This is a genomic window from Lysinibacillus sp. RC46 (genome assembly GCF_041262385.1).
Lineage (GTDB): Bacteria > Bacillota > Bacilli > Bacillales_A > Planococcaceae > Lysinibacillus.
Genome location: NZ_JBGCCF010000002.1, coordinates 251,308 through 270,534 on the forward strand (window position 1 = coordinate 251,308; position 19,227 = coordinate 270,534).

The window sequence follows — 19,227 nt, forward strand, 5'->3', positions numbered from 1 at the left end:
TCCCAGGTTACTTTATTATGTAGCGATGTGGTCATCCATCTTGATAACATACATCACGTCGTGCTTACATCCCTCTGTCTGCAACCACTGTTATATTATTCATATTGGCACCCTCTGTTGCCAATTTGAACTCTCTCTATATAGTATTTCTCAACTGAGAAGCACAATACTTCAAAACATTTGTAGCTGACGCTTTGCTTTCGCTACAGAAAACACTTTTGCTGAAAGAAGTTAAGCTAGAATTGAGGCTAGCACCGCTTTTTGTGCATGAAGTCTATTTTCTGCTTGCTCAAAGATGTAGGAATTTGGACCATCAATAACAGATGATGCTACTTCTTCTTCACGATGAGCTGGTAAACAATGCAGGAACATATAATTCGGTTTTGCATATGCGACAAGTTCATCATTAATTTGATAACCTGCAAAATCTTCTAGGCGTTTTGCAGTTTCTTCTTCTTGCCCCATCGACGTCCATACATCTGCATACACTACATCCGCGTTTATAACCGCATCTATAGGATCGTTTGTAATAATAATTGTACTACCATTTGCTGCTGCGATAGCCTGTGCTTTTGCGATCACCTCTGCATCACATTCATAGCCAACTGGTGTTGCCACCGCCACATTCATTCCTACATGAGCAGAAGCGACTACTAATGAGTTCGCCACGTTGTTGCCATCTCCAACATATGCAATTTTTAATCCTTTTAGATGACCTTTATTTTCAGCGATTGTTTCTAAATCCGCTAAAGCTTGACATGGGTGATAAATATCCGTTAGTCCATTGATAACCGGTATAGATGCATGCTCTGCAAGCTCCTTCACCATTGCATGAGAGTTCGCGCGAATCATAATACCATCTAAATAACCTGATAACACATGTGCTGTATCATAAATCGATTCACCACGACCAATCTGTAAATCACGCGCATGCATAAACATACCTTTTCCACCTAATTGGTTCATACCTACTTCAAACGAAATACGAGTACGAGTTGAATGTTTCTCAAAAATCATGCCGAGTGTCTTACCTTCTAGTAGCTTCGGACATTTCCCTTCTTTAGTAATCATTTTCAACTGTGTTGCTAATTCAACTAACTGTTGAACCTCTTCACTTGTGTAGTCTAGCAAGGTTAATAAGTCCTTACCTTTTAAACTAGACACTAACTTTAACTGTACTTCCTCGAGTAATTTCATAGCCTTCGCTCCTTGTTTAGTTGCTGTTGGGCTTAGTATAACAAATGCATAAATATAAAATCAACTGAATTTTTATGTTTATTTTAAAAAGTTAGAATTTTATCTTTAAATATGACGAAAATACGAATTATCTAATATTTATGCATATTTTCAATAATTCAACTCAAATCGCACATTTAAGAGAATTGCATTATTGGTAATAATTAATATATATTAGTTATTTAGATGACCAAATACACAGATAAGAACTTGTTGCATCTTGTGAAAGCAATGAATCAAGTTGGATCGAAACGAATTTAACTTCTAAACAAGCAATATTTTCAAATCTTCTCAGACGAACAGCCGAATTAGCAAAGTTAATTGGGACATCCACGGGCGCTGTTGGCCAATTAGTAAATTAGAACAATGCATAAAAAGGATCGTAAAGAGGTTATTATAGAGCTAGATGAACGAGGACATCTTATTTAAGCAGGAGGAAATTGAGCTTGTCATTATACAAAGCTCAATAGAGAGGACTTGTTACAATTAAAATACATACTTTTGAAATTACATTCTATTATTTCAGAGGAGCAGGAAAAAAATAAGCGTTCTTAATGGAGGTATTATTGTGGATTTACACGATTTAAAAAAGGACATATTTAAAATTGCTTTTCCCTATATAAAAACCCGTCCAAATGTTGCTTTATCCATCGGTATCATTTCTCAAGACGAAGAAGCTACTTTTACTTTCGGTGGATCGAATTTTATGCTGGAAGAAAAGCCTTATATATATGAAGTTGGGTCGATTTCTAAAGTTTTTACTACATCCATATTAGGGGAAATGATTCAGGAGGGAAAAGTACATGTAGAAGATTCTATTGGCAAATACTTTTCTGAAATTCCCGACAATCACCCTGTCACACTCAAACGTTTAGCAAACCATACTTCTGGACTACCGGGATTAGGTGTGCTGAAGAACATTTCCAATCTTTTTGACACGCAAACGCCTCGTGATCCTTTTTGCCAATACTCACTAAACGAGACTATACATTATTTTAAAACGCATACAAACGAGCCTAAAGTTAAATTTAGATATTCTAATGTAGGGATGGGGCTTTTAGGATATATTTTAGCCAATACACTCCACACTGATTATGAAACAGCTATCAAACAAAGATTAACAGACCCTTTAAATATGCGAAATACATTTATCTCTATCCCTTCTGATCAAGCTGAGACAGTATTGCAAGGATACACGATTCTTGGACATAAAAAGCCTCCGCTCCAAATGAATGACTTTATGGCGGCAGGGGCAGTCCGTTCAACTGTCAATGATCTTTTGAAATTTATGAAAGTACATTTAAGTGATGAAAATTTAGGTTATTCATTATCACATCAAGCTACTGAAACCTTTTCGGAACATATGGGTATTGGTCTAGGATGGCTTCTTGAGGACAATATCATTTGGCATAACGGTTCGACGAAAGCTTTCTCTTGTTATCTAGGATTTGATAAAACACAACAAACAGGCGTCGTTGTTTTATCTAATTACCGCTCTCCTATATTGGCGACAAACCCTGGGCAAATCGGTAAAGAGATATTACAGCTTTTACAAAATAAATAGATTTTATTTTTATCGAGGGATAATGTGAATTTACCGCTAAAAGTTTTGGACTTATCACCCAACTTTTTAAATTTATCACCCAACTTTTTAAATTTATCGACATAAAGCCCTCAAACATTTAGTTTGAGGGCTATTTTTATAATCATTGTATAGAAATTTTTCTGCATAGAGCTGTGTTTTTTTGTTGGATAGACTTCTAAGGCATTTTAGGGGTTTCTCTGTAGCAATCATTCTTTCTAGTTATCCATACACATTTCAATATTTGCAAATATGTTACACTTTATCAAACACTGATATTCAGTTATTTAACTAACAAAACAAGTTATTTTTTAAAATTATTTTATTATTGAAGAGGCGAGATGAAGCTTGTTTTTTGTTCAAATGTCAGGTTTTCCTGGTTCCGGCAAGTCTACTCTTTCACGTGAAATTGCTAAAAGAACAGGGAGTATTATCATTGACCACGATATTGTAAAATCGGCTCTATTAAATTCTATTGATGAAGGTTCAATCGATGGAAAGCTCGCAGGTAAGAATTCATATAATGTTGATTGGTGCTTAGTTGACTTTCATTTATCACAAGGACAAAATGTAATACTTGATAGTCCATGTCTATATGAGGAATTGGTTGATAAAGGAACAAAACTGTCAGTTAAATATAATATTAAGTATAAGTATATTGAGTGTTATCTTGATGACTTCGAGAAGATAAATTATAGATTGAAAAATCGTGAAAGAATGGTTAGTCAAATAGGAGAAATAAAATCAGAAGCCGTTTTTATACATACGCTTCAAAGTAGCAAAAAGCCCTCAAACTATAAGTGTATTACTGTGAATACAGGGCAACCATTGGAAAACTATTTACAAGAAGTAATGGATTATATAAATAACTGATTACTCTTATGCACATCTTTGAGACTCCCACCCCTAAAGGGACAAGCTGACTAATGTCAGTGGGATTCCTGAGTAACTATGCGTTCGCAGTCCATTTCTGTTTTGAACAGTTCTCAAGATTGGGGTATCCCATTACCCCTCCCTATCCAGTGCATATAGCAGATAGGGCTACACCCTGCATAGGCTTTCTCGTTCGGAAAATCTGTAATTTATACGGCCTATGTATTGAATCTAATGATTATCCTTACTTCCTTCGCCAATTCATGATTTTCTATGTTACAATTTACCATAACTAGAATTTTCAATTAGTTGAAGGAAGGCGGATGAAAAGGCATTGAAAAAATTATTATTTTTAATGTTTTTGACAGTATTTATTTTAACAGCATGTAACTCATCAACGCTAAGTATTAGTGAAATTGAGAGTGTTCCAGAAAAAGTGCAAAAGGTAATCGATGAAAAAAATACACTTCAATTAATCAACCAAGTAGATAAGAATATTTCTTATCTCGTCTTTCAGTCAAAAGGAACAGTTACAACAGGCCTTGAAACACAAGGTGATACATTAATAATAAAGTTAGATGTTACGAATCAACAAGATAATGCAATAAAACAACATGTCTATAAATTAACATTAGACTCTAACCAGGATACGATTGATATTCACATCAATGGAAAATCTACAACTATTGATAATGTAACAGGTATATGAGGAGCAATTATCCTCTTTTCTACAATCGAAATATTGACCTACCACACATCAATTTAGGGACTTATGCGTAAAACAAGTCCCTTTTGTTATGCTTTCTCAATCGCTCCTATTTGAATCGCTAATTGATATATTTCTTTAGTCTAACCAACGCAAAAAGCCTCCTAACATTTTTGTTAGAAGGCAAAACTATTCAGCAATATTAGTCAAAAATAATTTTATTGACTGCATCACGGTCTAATTTTTTAATTACTTCCACCATTAATTTTACAGCATGATCATAATCATCACGATGTAAAATACCTGCATGTGAGTGGATGTAGCGTGTAGCAATACCGATAGATAGGGCAGGTATACCATTTGCAGTTACGTGGATAGAACCAGCGTCTGTACCGCCACCAGCCATCGCCTCGAATTGATATGGAATATTGTGCTCATCAGCTACATCTAATACGAATTCACGTAAACCGCGGTGTGATACCATTGATGCATCGTAAACAACAATTTGTGGACCAGCGCCCATTTTACTAGTTGATTCTTTTGCAGTTACCCCTGGTGTGTCTCCTGCTACACCTACATCGACAGCAAAGCCGATATCTGGTTGGATTTTATGCGTAGCAGTTTTCGCACCACGAAGCCCTACTTCCTCTTGGACATTCCCTACAGAATAAAGGATGTTAGGATGCTTTTCATTTTGCAATGCTTTCATCACATCAATTGCAATTGCACAACCAATGCGGTTATCCCATGCTTTTGCTAATAAGTATTTTTCATTTTTCATCACATTAAATTCGAAATATGGTGTTACCATATCGCCAGGACGTACGCCCCATTCAAGTACTTCATCTTTTGAAGCCGCACCAACATCGATAAACATATCTTTAATGTCTACCACTTTGTTACGCACATCTGCAGGTAAAATATGAGGTGGCTTTGAACCAATAACCCCAATAATTTCTTCGCCTTTACGTGTTGTAATTGTTACACGCTGTGCAAGCATAACTTGGCTCCACCAGCCGCCTACAGTTTGGAATTTGATGAACCCTTTGTCATCGATTTGAGTAACCATGAAGCCTACTTCATCTAAGTGACCTGCAACCATAATTTTCGGGCCATTTTCATCCCCAACTTTTTTAGCAATGACGCTACCTAAATTATCTGTTTCAACTAAGTCTGCATATGGTCCAATGTATTTTTTCATGACCTCGCGTGGTGCACGTTCATTACCTGCAATACCATTCGCATCTGTTAAATCTTTAAACATTTGTAATGTTGAATCTAGCTGTGTCATCTTTTTGCCTCCTGACTCTTATATCTTCTCTATTATACTTCGTTTACCGAAATATTCCTAGCTTAATCGTCAGAAAATTGGTGTATTTCTTACACTTTAATATCCTGTGCGCTGACGATTATAATTTTCTTCATTTTTCTCAATATATGCCACAACAACATCCTCAAATGAAAAGCCCAGATTAAATGCAAGCAATCCATAGCATTGCCAGATCGCTAAGTATCTATCCTCTGTTGGTTGACTAATAAAACTTAAAATATAGTCTTGTGTCATTAAAAATGTCTCTGTTAAATCTCTCTTCTCTTCAATCACCGGCCATTTTTCAATCGCTGTATAACCTTTTAATAAGCCAAGTGATAATATAAAATGAATCGAATCCACATATTCCTCTAAAATCACATCACGTTCTGAAGCTCCCTTTGTGCTCCAAAACTTAAAGCAACGTGTCTCATTTGCTAGTTCAGCTAGCTCTACCATTAAGGCTAAACCTTTTTCTTTAAATACATCACGTTCTATATTTTGTGTTTTCTCGATGAAATCATCAAGCCCTTTTTGCATTTTAAACAATTGTTGTAAATTCATTTTTTTCTCCTAAATTTCTTAAAAATATTTATAAAAAGTGAAACTAATTGTCCTTCACAATCGTATAGGAAGGAATAACCTTTCTTCAAGGGGGAAATTAAAAATGTTGCCGTTACTTATTCGTCTTGCTGTTATTGCGCTTATTATCTATGTATTTTATAAAGCGATTCGTTATATAACCGATCCTAAGCGAAAACTTGATGAAGCCTATGAAAAAGGCCAATATTATTTTTATGATGACGTCAAAAATGTCCGAAAAAATTTCTTTATCTCTTATAAGGGTGCTCTTTTCGAAGGTGAAAAATATCTCGGCACGACTGAAAATGCCTTCGAGGTTGTGACGATTTTTGTTGGCGCCCGTGATGCCGCTACACTGCAAGGTTTTACAAAAAGAGACTTTGAATACCTACAGCAAGAAATTCTCTTGAACTATCCGAGCGCAAAAATAAATTGGAAGCAGCCCATTGAAAAGCTTATGCGTAACACATCCTCATAATGAGGATGTGTTTTATTTATCGGAATATTTTCATGATTTATCGGAACATTACCGTGTTTTATCGGAATGTTTTCGAGATTTATCACCATATTTGTACTATGATAAAAATTTGAATAGCTGCTAGCAGCGGGAAGCCAAATGCAAAGCTGTTATGGCGTGTTTTATGACGGAATAAATACATTCCTAGCACCCCACCTACTGCACCACCAGCGATTGCTAATGTAAATAATGTGCGTTCTGCAATACGCCATTCATGCTTTTTTGCTTTCGATTTATCCATGCCGATACGAAAAACATATACATTTCTTAAAAAATGTAGACATCTCCACTGTGACACAACTTATATCTTCCGACTTTCGTATTTGTCTTCCTTATTCTCCGAGTCTGGTTTCGCCAAAGCTACTACCATTTAGTATGACTCTCCAAAGGCTTAAATTCCGCAGTATCGTTGCGTACACATCTAAGGTTTAGTGTCAGTTAAATTCCTTAGATTGAGTAATTTGCTAAGTTAATGCTTGCGTTCAAATCTCTATCCAGCTTTAATCCGCAAGAGCAGATAAATAATCTGTCTTTCAGTTTCATATCGGTTTTGATTTGTCCACAATTAGAACAAGTTTTTGATGATGGAAACCATCTGTCAGCTTCAACAAATTCAATTCCGTATTTTTGACATTTGTAGTGAATTTGCCGTTTGAATTCATATATCTTTTCCTCGGCTACCGCCTTCGCCAGATGTTTATTTTTCATCAACCCTTTTACATTTAAATGTTCCATTACAATATGAGATGGCTTGGTTTTCACAATCTCATTAGAACATTGATGTAAATGATTTGTTCGAATCGCCTTTCGCTTCCATTCTTCTTAGCGTTTCAACATTTACACCAACACGTTTAGCAAATTTCCCAATGGACATTCATTCCATGCGTACCACCTCTCTTTCAATATGATAAAATCACTTTACCCTATTTAGAGAGGTTGCTAACATTTTTATAGTTGTATATATTTTTCTTGTTCACACGAAGGCGCAACCCTTCATGCAGTCTTTCTCTCACGAGTAGACCTCTTATGCTTTCACATAAGTGCAGACTATATCTTCATCTTATCTTCTAATAAGAGCCACATTTTTCTTCCGCCATTCGCTTGCGGTTTTACTCTCCCTCAAGGAGATAGTCGTTGAACGTCTTCCTTATCTCATTAGAGATTTAGGAGTTTCGCTGCTAAACATCCATTGCCAAAGCACTTAGCGCTACCGTTTTCCGTTGTCACGATGATCCTTTACGGACACTGAGTAATTTTTTTCAGCTTATGCCATCCTTGTTGTTTTTTCTGCTTTCGCACCGTTACGTCTGCCGTTTCCAGCTCCGCTTTGGTCACAAGGCTTTAGGAGTTAAAAGCAATTAACGTGGAGTTCGCACCAATCGCTTGATACGAAGGGTATTCTGTTATAAATCTATGTTTCTATACAGGTTTGTATAGTTTGGTTTAAATTTGTTGTAACAGTTTAGTTACCCATCATCACGAGCAGAACTATAGAAACAACTGCCATATAGGCCAATAATACTTGCCCCATTGTTAAGTACTCCTTTATTTTTACTATTTACTACTACTCTAACACAAAAAAGACTGACGAATAAATCCATCAGTCTTGTGAAAGCATTATATCACTAATTATTTAGCAACAGCTTTTTTAGCAGATTCAGCTAATAGAGTGAATGCTGCTGCATCAGTTACAGCTAGGTCAGCTAACATTTTACGGTTAACTTCGATACCAGCAACTTTTAAACCGTGCATTAAGCGGCTGTATGAAAGACCGTTCATGCGAGCAGCTGCGTTAATACGAGTGATCCATAATTTACGGAAATCACGTTTTTTCTGACGACGGTCACGGTATGCATATTGACCTGACTTCATCACTGCTTGGTTAGCAACTTTGTATAATGTATGTTTTGAACCATAGTAACCTTTAGCTAATTTCAATACTTTTTTACGACGTTTGCGCGTCACTGTTCCGCCTTTTACGCGTGGCATATGAATTACCTCCTGCTTTTCATTTAAAAATGAATGTTAGTATTTTTTAGTCAATTATTTCATGTAAACAAGTAAAGATTTGATGCGTTTGAAGTCACCAGATGAAACGATGTTTGCTTTACGTAGGTGACGTTTTTGTTTTGTAGATTTGTTTGCGAATAAGTGGCTTCCATAAGCACGGTCATATTTTAATTTACCTGAACCCGTTTTTTTGAAACGTTTCGCAGCTCCACGGTGAGTTTTCATTTTTGGCATGTCGAATTCCTCCTAAACTGTTCGTCTAATATTATTTCTCGTTCTTTGGTTGAAGAACTAAGAACATGCTTCGGCCTTCCATCTTCGGTTTTTGTTCAACCGTCGATACTTCAGCACAAGCTTCAGCAAAACGATCTAATACACGTTGACCAATGTCTTTGTGTGTAATCGCACGACCTTTGAAACGTAGGCTACATTTTACTTTATCGCCTTTTTCAAGGAATTTAATCGCATTACGTAGCTTCGTTTGGAAATCATGCTCATCGATTGATGGGCTCAGACGAACCTCTTTCATTACGATGACCTTTTGATTTTTACGAATTTCACGGTCTTTCTTTTGCTGTTCAAACTTAAATTTACCATAGTCCATGATACGAGCGACTGGCGGCTTGGCTTGAGGGGCCACAAGGACAAGATCCAAGTTTACACGAGTGGCGATTTCTAGCGCTTCATTACGTGTCTTTACACCAAGCTGGTCACCATTGTGATCGATTAATCGAAGTTCACGTGCGCGAATGCCTTCGTTTACATACATGTCTTTGCTAATAGTAATCCACCTCCAAGTAGTTGTCGCGAATACATGGTTTGGGCAAAGCCTTGCCCGGTTGAACGGTACATCCTCTTGTCATGTCCATAAAAAAAGGACGGACACTAAGATGTCCGCCCGCTATATGTGCATGCGCAAGTCTGCGCAAAACAATTCAACGTGTAATACCTGTTCACAGCCTAAGAGCGTTGTATCAGGTGAGAAGCGGGCAGCCTCTACTTCAACCACAAACTTTGTATTCATTAACCTTAACTATAATAGCATGTACTTTATAAGCTGTCAAATATTTTTTAGCTTATTATTAATAAAGTAACCTAAAAATTTATAATCTAAACTATTATAATGATTCATCTTCATAACGTGAGGTTAATTTCCGTTCCGGCTGGGCGCTTTGTTGCTGCCGCTTCGCTTTCGCGCAGAGCAGAGCTTCCTGGGGGCGTCCGATGAGCCGCTTCACTCGCTTCAGAGTCTCGGGCCAACACGATGTTGGTCACGAAGGCGTTATCACAGGACGTGATGGTTTTAGCCTTCGTTCCTCTTAATCGCTGATCCCCGAGGAGTCGCCAGCCTCCACTCCAATCAACTTATATAAATGGCATTTGTTTTAACAAGTGTCACCCCAACATTTGGTAATAAAATCAATAATATTGTTTTGATAAAATTAAGATTACCCTTCAAAAATTGCCGGCGAATTCTAATTAATCGCATCAACGGCAAAATCATTAAAATTATTTTGTAATTTCTGCTTTAATGTTAGCTAAGAAGTCTTGGAAGCTAATTGTTTCTGAGTCTTTTGAGCCGTAACGACGTACATTTACGCCACCAGCCTCTACTTCTTTGTCTCCGATAACAAGCATATACGGGATTTTTTTCATTTGTGCTTCACGGATTTTGTAGCCTAGTTTTTCTTCACGGTCATCCATTTCAACACGTAAGCCCGCTGCAGTTAATTGCTCTTCAATTTGTTTTGCATAATCAAAGTGTGCTTCGTTTGAAACTGGAATAACTTCAACTTGTACTGGTGCTAACCATGTTGGGAATGCACCTTTATATTCTTCGATTAAGAAGGCAACGAAGCGTTCCATTGTTGATACAACACCACGGTGAATAACAACTGGACGATGTGGTTTACCATCTTCCCCAACGTAAGTTAAGTCAAAGCGCTCTGGTAATAAGAAGTCAAGCTGAACTGTTGATAAAGTTTCTTCTTTACCAATGGCAGTTTTCACTTGTACGTCAAGTTTAGGACCGTAGAATGCAGCTTCACCTTCAGCTTCGAAGTAATCTAAGCCAAGCTCATCCATTGCCTCTTTTAACATACTTTGTGCTTTTTCCCACATTGCATCGTCGTCGAAGTATTTCTCAGTATCTGCTGGATCACGATAAGATAAACGGAATGAGTAATCTTTTAAATCGAAGTCTTTGTATACTTCTAAAATTAACTGTACTACTTTTTGGAACTCCGCTTTAATTTGGTCTGGACGAACGAAGATATGCGCATCGTTTAAAGTCATCCCACGTACACGTTGTAAGCCTGAAACAGCGCCTGACATTTCGTAACGGTGCATTGTACCAAGCTCCGCAATACGTAATGGTAGGTTACGATAAGAATGCATGCTGTTTTTGTACACCATCATATGGTGAGGACAGTTCATCGGACGCATAATTAATGTTTCATTGTCCATTTCCATTGGTGGGAAAATAGAATCTTGGTAGTGATCCCAGTGACCAGAAGTTTGGTACAGCTCTTTAGAACCAAGTACTGGCGTATAAACATGTTTATAACCAAGAGATAATTCTTTATCCACGATATAGCGCTCAATAACACGACGGATTGTTGCACCGTTTGGTAGCCATAGCGGTAAGCCTTGACCAACTTTTTGAGAAGTTGTAAATAACTCTAATTCTTTACCGATTTTACGGTGATCACGCTCTTTGGCTTCTTCAAGCATTTGCAGGTGATGTTTTAATTCTTCTTTTTTAAAGAATGCTGTACCATAAATACGTTGTAGCATTTTGTTATCTGAGTTACCTCTCCAGTAAGCACCTGCTAATGAAAGAAGTTTGAACTCACGAAGTTTGCCAGTCGATGGTGCGTGAATACCACGGCAAAGGTCGAAAAATTCACCTTGATAATAAATAGAAACTTGTTCATCTTCTGGAATTGCTTCAAGTAATTCTAATTTGTACTCATCGCCAATTTCTTCATAAATCGCTTGTGCATCTGCACGGCTAACATTTTTACGCTCGATTTCTAGGTTTTCAGCGATAATTTTTTTCATTTCTTTTTCGATTGCTGGTAGGTCTTCAGCAGTGATTGGCGTTGGTGCATCGATATCGTAGTAGAAGCCACCTTCAATAACCGGACCAATACCAAGTTTAACTTCTGGGAATAAACGTTTAATCGCTTGTGCTGTTAAGTGTGCAGTAGAATGACGTAGGATTTCCAGTGATTCCTCATCATCCTGTGTAATAATTGAGATTGTTGCATCCTCTTCAATTGGTGTTTTTAAATCGACTAAGACACCATTTACTTTACCAGCATATGCTTTTTTACGAAGTCCTGGACTAATTGATAATGCTACGTCATCAGTAGATGTACCTTTTGCAAATTCCTTTACAGCGCCATCTGGGAAAGTTAATTTAATTATATCTGACATTTTTTTGCACTCCTTCTAGTTTTGTTGTGATGCATGATTGAAGTCCAAGAATCCCCGGAATTTATCCTTATTCTGCAGGTGTTTGGACACCCACTGAAAAGGAACTACATCCGCATTCATCTCACCACTATTTTCCATTGAATGGAAATAAAAAAAGCTCCGTCCCTACGAAAGGGACGAAGCGTATGCTCGTGGTTCCACCCTTCTTCCTTCCGACTTTTTATAGTCAGACGAAGCTCAAGGCTAGCTAACGGGCTAGGGACCGGCGAAAGATTATCCCTTTCGCTGCTCAGTTGGTAGTAAATAGTGTGCTCGAACTAGGAAGCTTACAGCCAATGACTTCCCTCTCTAAAAGCCGCTACACAAAATTCATGTCCTCATCAATGCATTTTGTAATTTATTATATGTGACAGTATACGCTCGATTGTCGCAAAATGCAACAGTCAATGTTACATACGGCGATTTTTGCCACGCATTTCAATTGGCTCTGTCAAGGCTTTAACACGTTCCATAATACGTCCAGCCTTCACGACTTCAATGTCACCCTTTTGCGACTGTGCTAAATGATGCTCCAACTCATCATAATTAAAATTAGATGTAATGAATGTTGGCAGTTGCTCCGCCATGCGGTAATGGAAAATAGTCCCTAGAATTTCGTCTCGCGTCCAAGCAGTCAGTGTCTCGGCTCCTAAATCATCGAGCATTAGCACTGGTGCCTTTTTTACATAATCTATTTTTTCATTCAACGTATTATCGCCAATTGCATTTTTCATTTCTCGTAAAAATTCAGGCACGAAAACGACTACAGAACGAATTTTGATAGAGGCTAATTCATTCGCAAGTGCGCCCAGTACAAAGGACTTCCCTACACCAAATTTACCGTATAAATAATAACCCTTTGCAGGAAGCTTTCCTGTTTCCAATGTTGCCTTTACAAATTGTGCCGCTTTTTGAGCAATCATGACACGAGATTCATCGTCAATGAGTAAATCTTGAATGGTTGCTTGTAGCACATCCTTCGGCATATGCATACTCGCAATCATATTGGCTACATCACGACGTTCCTCCTCACGCATCTTTTGTTCACATCGTACATAATCAATTTCAACGGTACCCCGGACTACTCGTAAAGATGGTAAAAAACCTTTTAAGTAGTTTGTACAACTTTCCGTATTATCGCAGCCACAGCATACTGTAGATTGACTAATAAACTCGTGGAGCTTCGGTAAATTACGTTCAATTGATTCATAGCTTAACTCATCTGCATGCTCTGCTAAAAATTCTTGCACACGAGGGTTTTCTAAAATTTCTCGACGCATCGCTTCGTAACGTTCTTGAAATGATGGTACATTAATTGCTCTTTTTAATGGTCCATTAATTGGTTCGATTGTCGTTCACCCTCCTTACTTATCACTTTTCCCAAGCATCTCTAATATCTTTTGACGCTCTCGCTCAAAATCTATCGTGCTTGAAGTGTTTTCTTCTTGTTGCTCGTTACGTTTGTAAAACCATTCAGGTACCTTCTCTTCACGTTGATTTCCTGAACGCCCTCTAGCACTTTGATTACTTTTCCTCGGTGTCTGCGGCTTATTTTTCCACGTAGTGTATTTATCATGCTCTTGGCGTGCTAGTTCCATTGCTTCTTTTGCTGTTTGGATATTTTTACGTACCCAATGATCCGCAATCGTTTCCACATATTTTTTAGGTAACTTCATATCAGTTGTTAGCATGACATATTCCAAAAGAGCATTAACAACACCTACTGGCATTCCATGCTGGACAATTAAACTCTCAGCAAGCTGCACGGAGGTCTGCAAAGGTTCTTTGCCATTATTGATATCTCGCAGTACTTGCACTGGAGGAGTCGTTTCTAAATATTGCTGAAGCTCCTGATCCTTTGTTTTTTGGCTTGATTCCTCTATGGATGACGGCTGTTTACTCACTCTAGCAAGTTTTGGTGGTTCTTTTGATACCGTTAGCTTATAAAAATCCGCAGCGGCCTTACGTAAACGTTCCAATGAAATCCCTAAATCATCATCTAATGCAAGAATCACTACTTTTTGCATATCAAGTGCCGTTAAGTGATATAAAAACGCTAATTTTGCGATTGATTCACGTACCTCAAATGTTAGTAGGCTTGCCGGCACTAGTTGCTCCGATAAGCCCGTTTGCAGTAGTTCAAAGTCAAACTGATCAAAATAAAACGGATATACCTTTTGCTGTTTATCCTTATGACTAGTATCAACTTGTAAATCATCTGGAATATTTGTACTTACAGGCTTAAAAACATCTATGAAGGCACGCGATACATCTTTAAATTCTGCATCTCTTGTAGATGGAATAAAACGCTGACGTAACTTCCGATAAGCTTGCTCCCCTATTTTACTAAATAAAAACATCGAGAGCAGTGGGTCTTTCATAAAGCTATCTGCATCAAGTGGACGTATCAACTCATATAAAAAGCTTCGCTGGCCAGCATCTTCTTTTTTCCATGTGCGTAACAGACCAATTGCTTCGAGCGCAATACGTGCCTCAAATACTTTACCAATAGGAAGCCCTAGCACATTCATTAAATAATAATGTGTCATTTGCTGCTTAGACATTTGTTCAGCTTCTGCCCATAGTGTTAAATAAAGGCTGATTGGCTCCGCTCCAATTAAAGGCTGATAAAAAAGCGTTACTAATTGACGTTCCTGCGTAGAAAGTGCATGAGGTAGACGAATGTCAAAAGAATCAGCTGGCTGCAATTCCTTATACAAATGGTTCAACGTCATTCACCCTCTCTGTTTACCTTATAATTTCTGTTCTGTCTGACGTTGGATAATTTCTTTAATTTCTTCAATAAAGACATTGATATCTTTAAATTGACGATAAACCGATGCAAAGCGCACATATGCAACCTCATCGATTTTCGCTAAGCGATCCATTACCATTTCTCCAACATCCTCAGATTGGACTTCGGAATTCCCAATGCGGCGAAGATCTTTTTCAATGGACATTACTAGGCCCTCAAGTACTTCAAGAGAAACAGGACGTTTTTCGCAAGCACGAATAAGTCCACGAAGTACCTTTTCACGGCTAAATTCTTCTCGCGAACCTTCTTTTTTCACGACAACTAAAGGTGTCTCTTCAATTTTTTCAAACGTTGTAAAGCGGAAGCCACATGACTCACATTCACGACGTCTACGAATTTCTTTATTATCATCAACTGGCCTCGAATCTACAACACGCGTTCCGTTAAATTGGCAAGATGGACATCTCATATAATTACTCTCCTGATTTCACAACAATTTAATATCTTTATTATAACAAATTTCCTATGTATAAGAAAAGCGCATTGACGCTAGTGTGCTCATGATAAACCTTGAAAGGAGAAAGTACAAGCATAGATTCTGTTGTCTAACAAAAAAAGCACATTGAAATCACTTGGATTTCAATGTGCTTCAGCCTAACTTCTTTCAGCTGGTGTCCAAACATCCGCTGAAAGAAGTTAGAGCCTCTGATGAATGTCACTGAATCGGAAAAAAGGAGTTCTTTGTGCAAGCACAAAGCCGATTTCGAACGCAATTATGCCGAGGCATAATTGATTTATTATGCATTAACTGTTTCTAAAGCTTTTGCCACTTTTTTAACAAGATCAACTACACGTGCAGAATAGCCCCACTCATTGTCGTACCAAGCAAGCACTTTCACTTTGCGGTTACCCATTACCATTGTAGAAAGTCCATCTACTGTAGAAGAGTAAGTTGTTGTATTGTAATCAGAAGATACTAGAGGCTCAACTGAGAAGTTTAAGATACCTTTCATTGGACCTTCAGTAGCAGCCTTCACAAATGCAGCATTGATAGAATCTACTGTTACGTCAGTATTTAAATCAACTACTAGGTCAACTAATGATACGTTTGGTGTTGGAACACGAAGTGCCATACCATGAATTTTGCCTTCTAATTCTGGTAACACTAATTTTAATGCTTTTGCAGCACCTGTAGATGTTGGAATGATTGATTGTGCGCAACCACGTGCACGACGTAAATCTTTATGTGGATTATCTAAATTCTTTTGGTCATTTGTATAAGCGTGAACTGTTGTCATTAATCCGCTTTCAATTCCAAATGTGTCATTTAATACTTTGGCAACTGGTGCTAAGCAGTTTGTTGTACAAGAAGCATTTGAAATAACATCATGTTTTGCGATATCAAGTTTCTCATCATTTACACCTAAAACAATTGTTACGTCCTCGTTTTTACCAGGTGCTGTTAAGATAACTTTCTTTGCTCCTGCTTCTAAGTGCATTGCTGCTTTTTCACGATCATTAAATTTACCAGTTGCTTCAATAACGATATCCACACCCATTGTTGCCCATGGTAATTTTAATGGGTCACGTTCGCTAATAATTTGAACACGTTTACCATTTACAATTAAAGCATCGCCTGCTGGCTCAATTGTACCCTCGAATGTTCCGTGATTTGTGTCATACTTAATCAAATGTGCTAAAGTTTCAGCTGGATAGCTAGCGTTAATCGCAACGATATTTAAACTTTCTTGCACGATCGCTTGGCGGAAAACCATACGTCCGATACGTCCGAAACCATTAATAGCAACTGATACTGTCATTTATAAAATCCTCCTGTGAGTCATACTCAAATTAATTATATACTTTATGCGAATAGTATAACACAATTTCAAAAAAGATGAACATTATATATTCATAATATTAAAGTTCTTATTTTCTGAAAAATAAAATCGCTTAAATTAATCCTTATTATGGTATAAATCCACAAAAAAATGCATAGCAAAGTGTTCTTGCTACGCATTCGTGTTGTTAAAAAAACAAAATTGGCAAGGAAATCTCGGTGAATGGCATGCCTCTTTAATGTGATTTCCGTTCCAGGCTACTCGCTTTGTCGCTGACGCTTCGCTTTCGCGCAGAGCAGAGCTTCCTGTAGGCGAGCGTCGAGCCGCTTCCTCCGCTAGCGTTGCTACTGCCGCTTCATTAACACTCCGCTTTCACACAGACAAAACCTTTTTGCTATAAAACGACGTGTCAGAGGATACATGCTATGTGAATTAGGTGATTTCCGTTCCGACTGCCGACATAATAAAGTAAAAGGATTCACACACAGTTTTGTGTATGAATCCTTTTTTTGCTCTTTGGCGGGTGGATGTCGATAAAATTCAGAAGTTTGGTGATAAAACGTGAAAGTTAGTCGATAAAGTTTAAAAGTTGGGCGATAAAACGTAAATGTTAGTCGATAAAACTCAAAAGTTTGGTGATAAAACGTAAAAGTGTTCCGATAAAACTCAAAAGTTGGATGACATTTTGTTAAAACGTATGTCATGTGGAATGGAAATCAACTACTCGTTTTGCCGAAGAGCCATACTATTTTTAATGTGACACCTTAATTTCATTAACACAATAGTTTTTCAAAAAATATGAAATGCGTAGCAATATGTCATTGCTACGCATCAAATGATTTTACAAATTTTTAATTAATTACGTTCCAATATGTCAGGATTTTTGTTAATTGGTGCTCTGTTTGTTCTAGATTTTCATTATTATATATAACCGCATGGGCACCTTTTTCTTTGACTGACATAGGTAACTGAGAACGCATTCGAGCTAGTGCATCTTCTTTCGATAAGTTGTTACGCTCCATTAATCGACGAAGCTGTACCTCTTCACTGACCGATACCACGATAATACGCTCGACAAAATGCTGTAACTGACTTTCAAATAAAAGCGGAATATCCATCACAACATGCTTTTCGCCAGCCTCTAAATAAGCATCGCGTTGGCGTAGCATTTCCTGACGAATAGCAGGATGCATAATATCATTTAACATTTTACGCTTGGCAGGTTCGTGAAAAATGATATCGCCAAGCTTGGCACGATTTAAACTACCGTCTTCTAGCAATATATCTTGTCCAAAATTTTCAGCTATTAACTTTAAAGTCTCCGTTCCTGGTTCTACAACATCACGTGCAACAATATCTGCATCGACAATCGGTAAACCAAGTGCTGTCATCATTTTTACTACTGTACTTTTTCCGCTTGCAATACTTCCTGTTAATCCGATAATCATAGTTAAATCCCCTTTAATGTTGACAATTTGGGCAAAAGACTGATGTGCGCCCACCTATCGTCATTTGGCTTGTTGCAGTACCACACGTAGAACATATCTTCTTTCCGTACATTTGCAGTCGATTCTGCATACTTCCAGCCTCACCATTAATATTACGATAATCTGAAATTGTTGAACCCCCAGCTTCAATGCTTTGACGTAAAATCGCGACAATTGCCTCGAATAATGCACGCTTACCCTTTTCACTGATGCGGTTCATCGTGCGTGCCGGATGAATTTTTTGAGCAAATAATGCTTCGGTAGCATAAATATTGCCACAGCCCGAAATAACCTGCCCATCCATAATGACATCCTTAACGGCCTTTTTCTCATATTTCGGTAACTTTGATTTCGCAATAAAATAATCACACGCTATTTCATCGAATGGCTCTGGCGCCATTTTGGTTAATGGTACATGATCTTCAATTTTTGTTAAAAAACGTAGTTCACCAAAGCGGCGTATATCCGAATAAATTAAATAGCCACCATCTGCCATTTGAAATGTAGCATGAATATGCTTTTTAAATTTTGCCTCAAGGATTTCCTCAGGCGAGTTCACCACAAACCATGCACCTGTCATCCCTAAATGACTAACAAGCACATAAGGGACATCCGCTTTTAGCAAATGAAAAAAGATGTATTTCGCACGTCGTTCGACTTTTGTAATCGTCATTTGAGACAAGGATATTTCAAATGCATCAGGCTCAGCTTGCTTCACGATACATTGCTTTCCCTCTCCAAAGGAAAAACGAATAATTTCAGATAGTTGAACCTGTTGAATTGTACGCCCTTCAATTTTAGGTTTTAATGCCTGGACGACACCTTCAACCTCTGGTAATTCAGGCATTT

18 protein-coding genes and 2 pseudogenes are annotated in these 19,227 nt (G+C 37.7%); 4 read left to right on the plus strand and 16 right to left on the minus strand.

Annotation, left to right across the window (positions count from 1 at the left end):
- Nucleotides 1-231: 231 nt before the first annotated feature.
- Nucleotides 232-1,197, minus strand: a complete 966-nt coding sequence (argF, locus tag ABH966_RS03115) for an ornithine carbamoyltransferase (protein ID WP_370075629.1) — start codon at nucleotides 1,195-1,197, stop codon at nucleotides 232-234.
- Between the two features lie 607 nt (nucleotides 1,198-1,804).
- Here argF and ABH966_RS03120 point away from each other — a divergent pair.
- The 3 genes from ABH966_RS03120 to ABH966_RS03130 all read left to right on the plus strand — a co-directional run bounded on the left by ABH966_RS03120 (nucleotide 1,805) and on the right by ABH966_RS03130 (nucleotide 4,400).
- Nucleotides 1,805-2,800, plus strand: coding sequence for a serine hydrolase domain-containing protein (locus ABH966_RS03120; RefSeq protein WP_370075630.1), 996 nt, complete (start codon nucleotides 1,805-1,807; stop codon nucleotides 2,798-2,800).
- Between the two features lie 366 nt (nucleotides 2,801-3,166).
- Nucleotides 3,167-3,691: a P-loop nucleotide/nucleoside kinase family protein gene (locus tag ABH966_RS03125; protein ID WP_370075631.1), complete on the plus strand. Its 525-nt coding sequence runs from the start codon at nucleotides 3,167-3,169 to the stop codon at nucleotides 3,689-3,691.
- 334 nt (nucleotides 3,692-4,025) lie between these two features.
- A complete protein-coding gene (locus tag ABH966_RS03130; RefSeq protein ID WP_370075633.1) occupies nucleotides 4,026-4,400 on the plus strand; it encodes a peptidylprolyl isomerase in 375 nt (124 codons plus the stop codon).
- Nucleotides 4,401-4,599: 199 nt separating this feature from the next.
- Here ABH966_RS03130 and ABH966_RS03135 read toward each other — a convergent pair whose 3' ends face one another.
- Nucleotides 4,600-5,688, minus strand: coding sequence for a M42 family metallopeptidase (locus ABH966_RS03135; protein WP_370075635.1), 1,089 nt, complete (start codon nucleotides 5,686-5,688; stop codon nucleotides 4,600-4,602).
- A gap of 96 nt (nucleotides 5,689-5,784) precedes the next feature.
- Complete coding sequence (locus ABH966_RS03140) at nucleotides 5,785-6,270, minus strand: dUTP diphosphatase (RefSeq protein ID WP_370075637.1); 486 nt, start codon at nucleotides 6,268-6,270, stop codon at nucleotides 5,785-5,787.
- A 103-nt stretch (nucleotides 6,271-6,373) separates the two neighbouring features.
- On the opposite strand from ABH966_RS03140, the gene ABH966_RS03145 reads away from it, so the two are divergent.
- Nucleotides 6,374-6,766 carry a sigma-w pathway protein ysdB gene (locus ABH966_RS03145; protein ID WP_370075639.1) on the plus strand — a complete coding sequence of 131 codons (393 nt, stop codon included), beginning with the start codon at nucleotides 6,374-6,376 and terminating at the stop codon, nucleotides 6,764-6,766.
- Between the two features lie 82 nt (nucleotides 6,767-6,848).
- Here ABH966_RS03145 and ABH966_RS03150 read toward each other — a convergent pair whose 3' ends face one another.
- The 13 genes and pseudogenes from ABH966_RS03150 to mutM form a co-directional block, all read right to left on the minus strand.
- Complete coding sequence (locus tag ABH966_RS03150; protein WP_370075641.1) at nucleotides 6,849-7,103, minus strand: DUF1294 domain-containing protein; 255 nt, start codon at nucleotides 7,101-7,103, stop codon at nucleotides 6,849-6,851.
- A 149-nt stretch (nucleotides 7,104-7,252) separates the two neighbouring features.
- A pseudogene (locus ABH966_RS03155) lies at nucleotides 7,253-7,606 on the minus strand (RNA-guided endonuclease InsQ/TnpB family protein); the annotation flags it as partial.
- Nucleotides 7,605-7,679: pseudogene (locus ABH966_RS03160) on the minus strand (IS607 family transposase); the annotation flags it as partial. The pseudogenes ABH966_RS03160 and ABH966_RS03155, both read right to left, overlap by 2 nt.
- A 755-nt stretch (nucleotides 7,680-8,434) precedes the next feature.
- Nucleotides 8,435-8,794, minus strand: coding sequence for a 50S ribosomal protein L20 (rplT, locus tag ABH966_RS03165; RefSeq protein WP_370041477.1), 360 nt, complete (start codon nucleotides 8,792-8,794; stop codon nucleotides 8,435-8,437).
- Nucleotides 8,795-8,848: 54 nt separating this feature from the next.
- Nucleotides 8,849-9,049 carry a 50S ribosomal protein L35 gene (rpmI, locus tag ABH966_RS03170; RefSeq protein ID WP_004226312.1) on the minus strand — a complete coding sequence of 67 codons (201 nt, stop codon included), beginning with the start codon at nucleotides 9,047-9,049 and terminating at the stop codon, nucleotides 8,849-8,851.
- A gap of 31 nt (nucleotides 9,050-9,080) precedes the next feature.
- Nucleotides 9,081-9,584, minus strand: a complete 504-nt coding sequence (gene infC / locus ABH966_RS03175) for a translation initiation factor IF-3 (protein ID WP_025114499.1) — start codon at nucleotides 9,582-9,584, stop codon at nucleotides 9,081-9,083.
- A gap of 740 nt (nucleotides 9,585-10,324) precedes the next feature.
- Entirely contained in the window at nucleotides 10,325-12,256 is a 1,932-nt protein-coding gene (thrS, locus tag ABH966_RS03180; RefSeq protein WP_370075643.1) for a threonine--tRNA ligase, read from the minus strand.
- Nucleotides 12,257-12,705: 449 nt separating this feature from the next.
- On the minus strand, nucleotides 12,706-13,635 hold the full coding sequence (gene dnaI, locus ABH966_RS03185) for a primosomal protein DnaI (protein ID WP_370075829.1): 930 nt from the start codon (nucleotides 13,633-13,635) through the stop codon (nucleotides 12,706-12,708).
- Nucleotides 13,636-13,659: 24 nt separating this feature from the next.
- Nucleotides 13,660-15,030 carry a replication initiation and membrane attachment family protein gene (locus ABH966_RS03190; protein WP_370075645.1) on the minus strand — a complete coding sequence of 457 codons (1,371 nt, stop codon included), beginning with the start codon at nucleotides 15,028-15,030 and terminating at the stop codon, nucleotides 13,660-13,662.
- 18 nt (nucleotides 15,031-15,048) lie between these two features.
- Nucleotides 15,049-15,519 (minus strand): transcriptional regulator NrdR, encoded by a 471-nt coding sequence (gene nrdR, locus ABH966_RS03195; RefSeq protein ID WP_370075647.1) that lies wholly within the window; start codon nucleotides 15,517-15,519, stop codon nucleotides 15,049-15,051.
- A 328-nt stretch (nucleotides 15,520-15,847) separates the two neighbouring features.
- Nucleotides 15,848-16,870 carry a glyceraldehyde-3-phosphate dehydrogenase gene (locus ABH966_RS03200; protein ID WP_370075649.1) on the minus strand — a complete coding sequence of 341 codons (1,023 nt, stop codon included), beginning with the start codon at nucleotides 16,868-16,870 and terminating at the stop codon, nucleotides 15,848-15,850.
- 872 nt (nucleotides 16,871-17,742) lie between these two features.
- Nucleotides 17,743-18,339: a dephospho-CoA kinase gene (coaE, locus tag ABH966_RS03205; RefSeq protein WP_370075651.1), complete on the minus strand. Its 597-nt coding sequence runs from the start codon at nucleotides 18,337-18,339 to the stop codon at nucleotides 17,743-17,745.
- A gap of 13 nt (nucleotides 18,340-18,352) precedes the next feature.
- Entirely contained in the window at nucleotides 18,353-19,225 is an 873-nt protein-coding gene (mutM, locus tag ABH966_RS03210) for a DNA-formamidopyrimidine glycosylase (RefSeq protein ID WP_370075653.1), read from the minus strand.
- Nucleotides 19,226-19,227 lie beyond the last annotated feature (2 nt).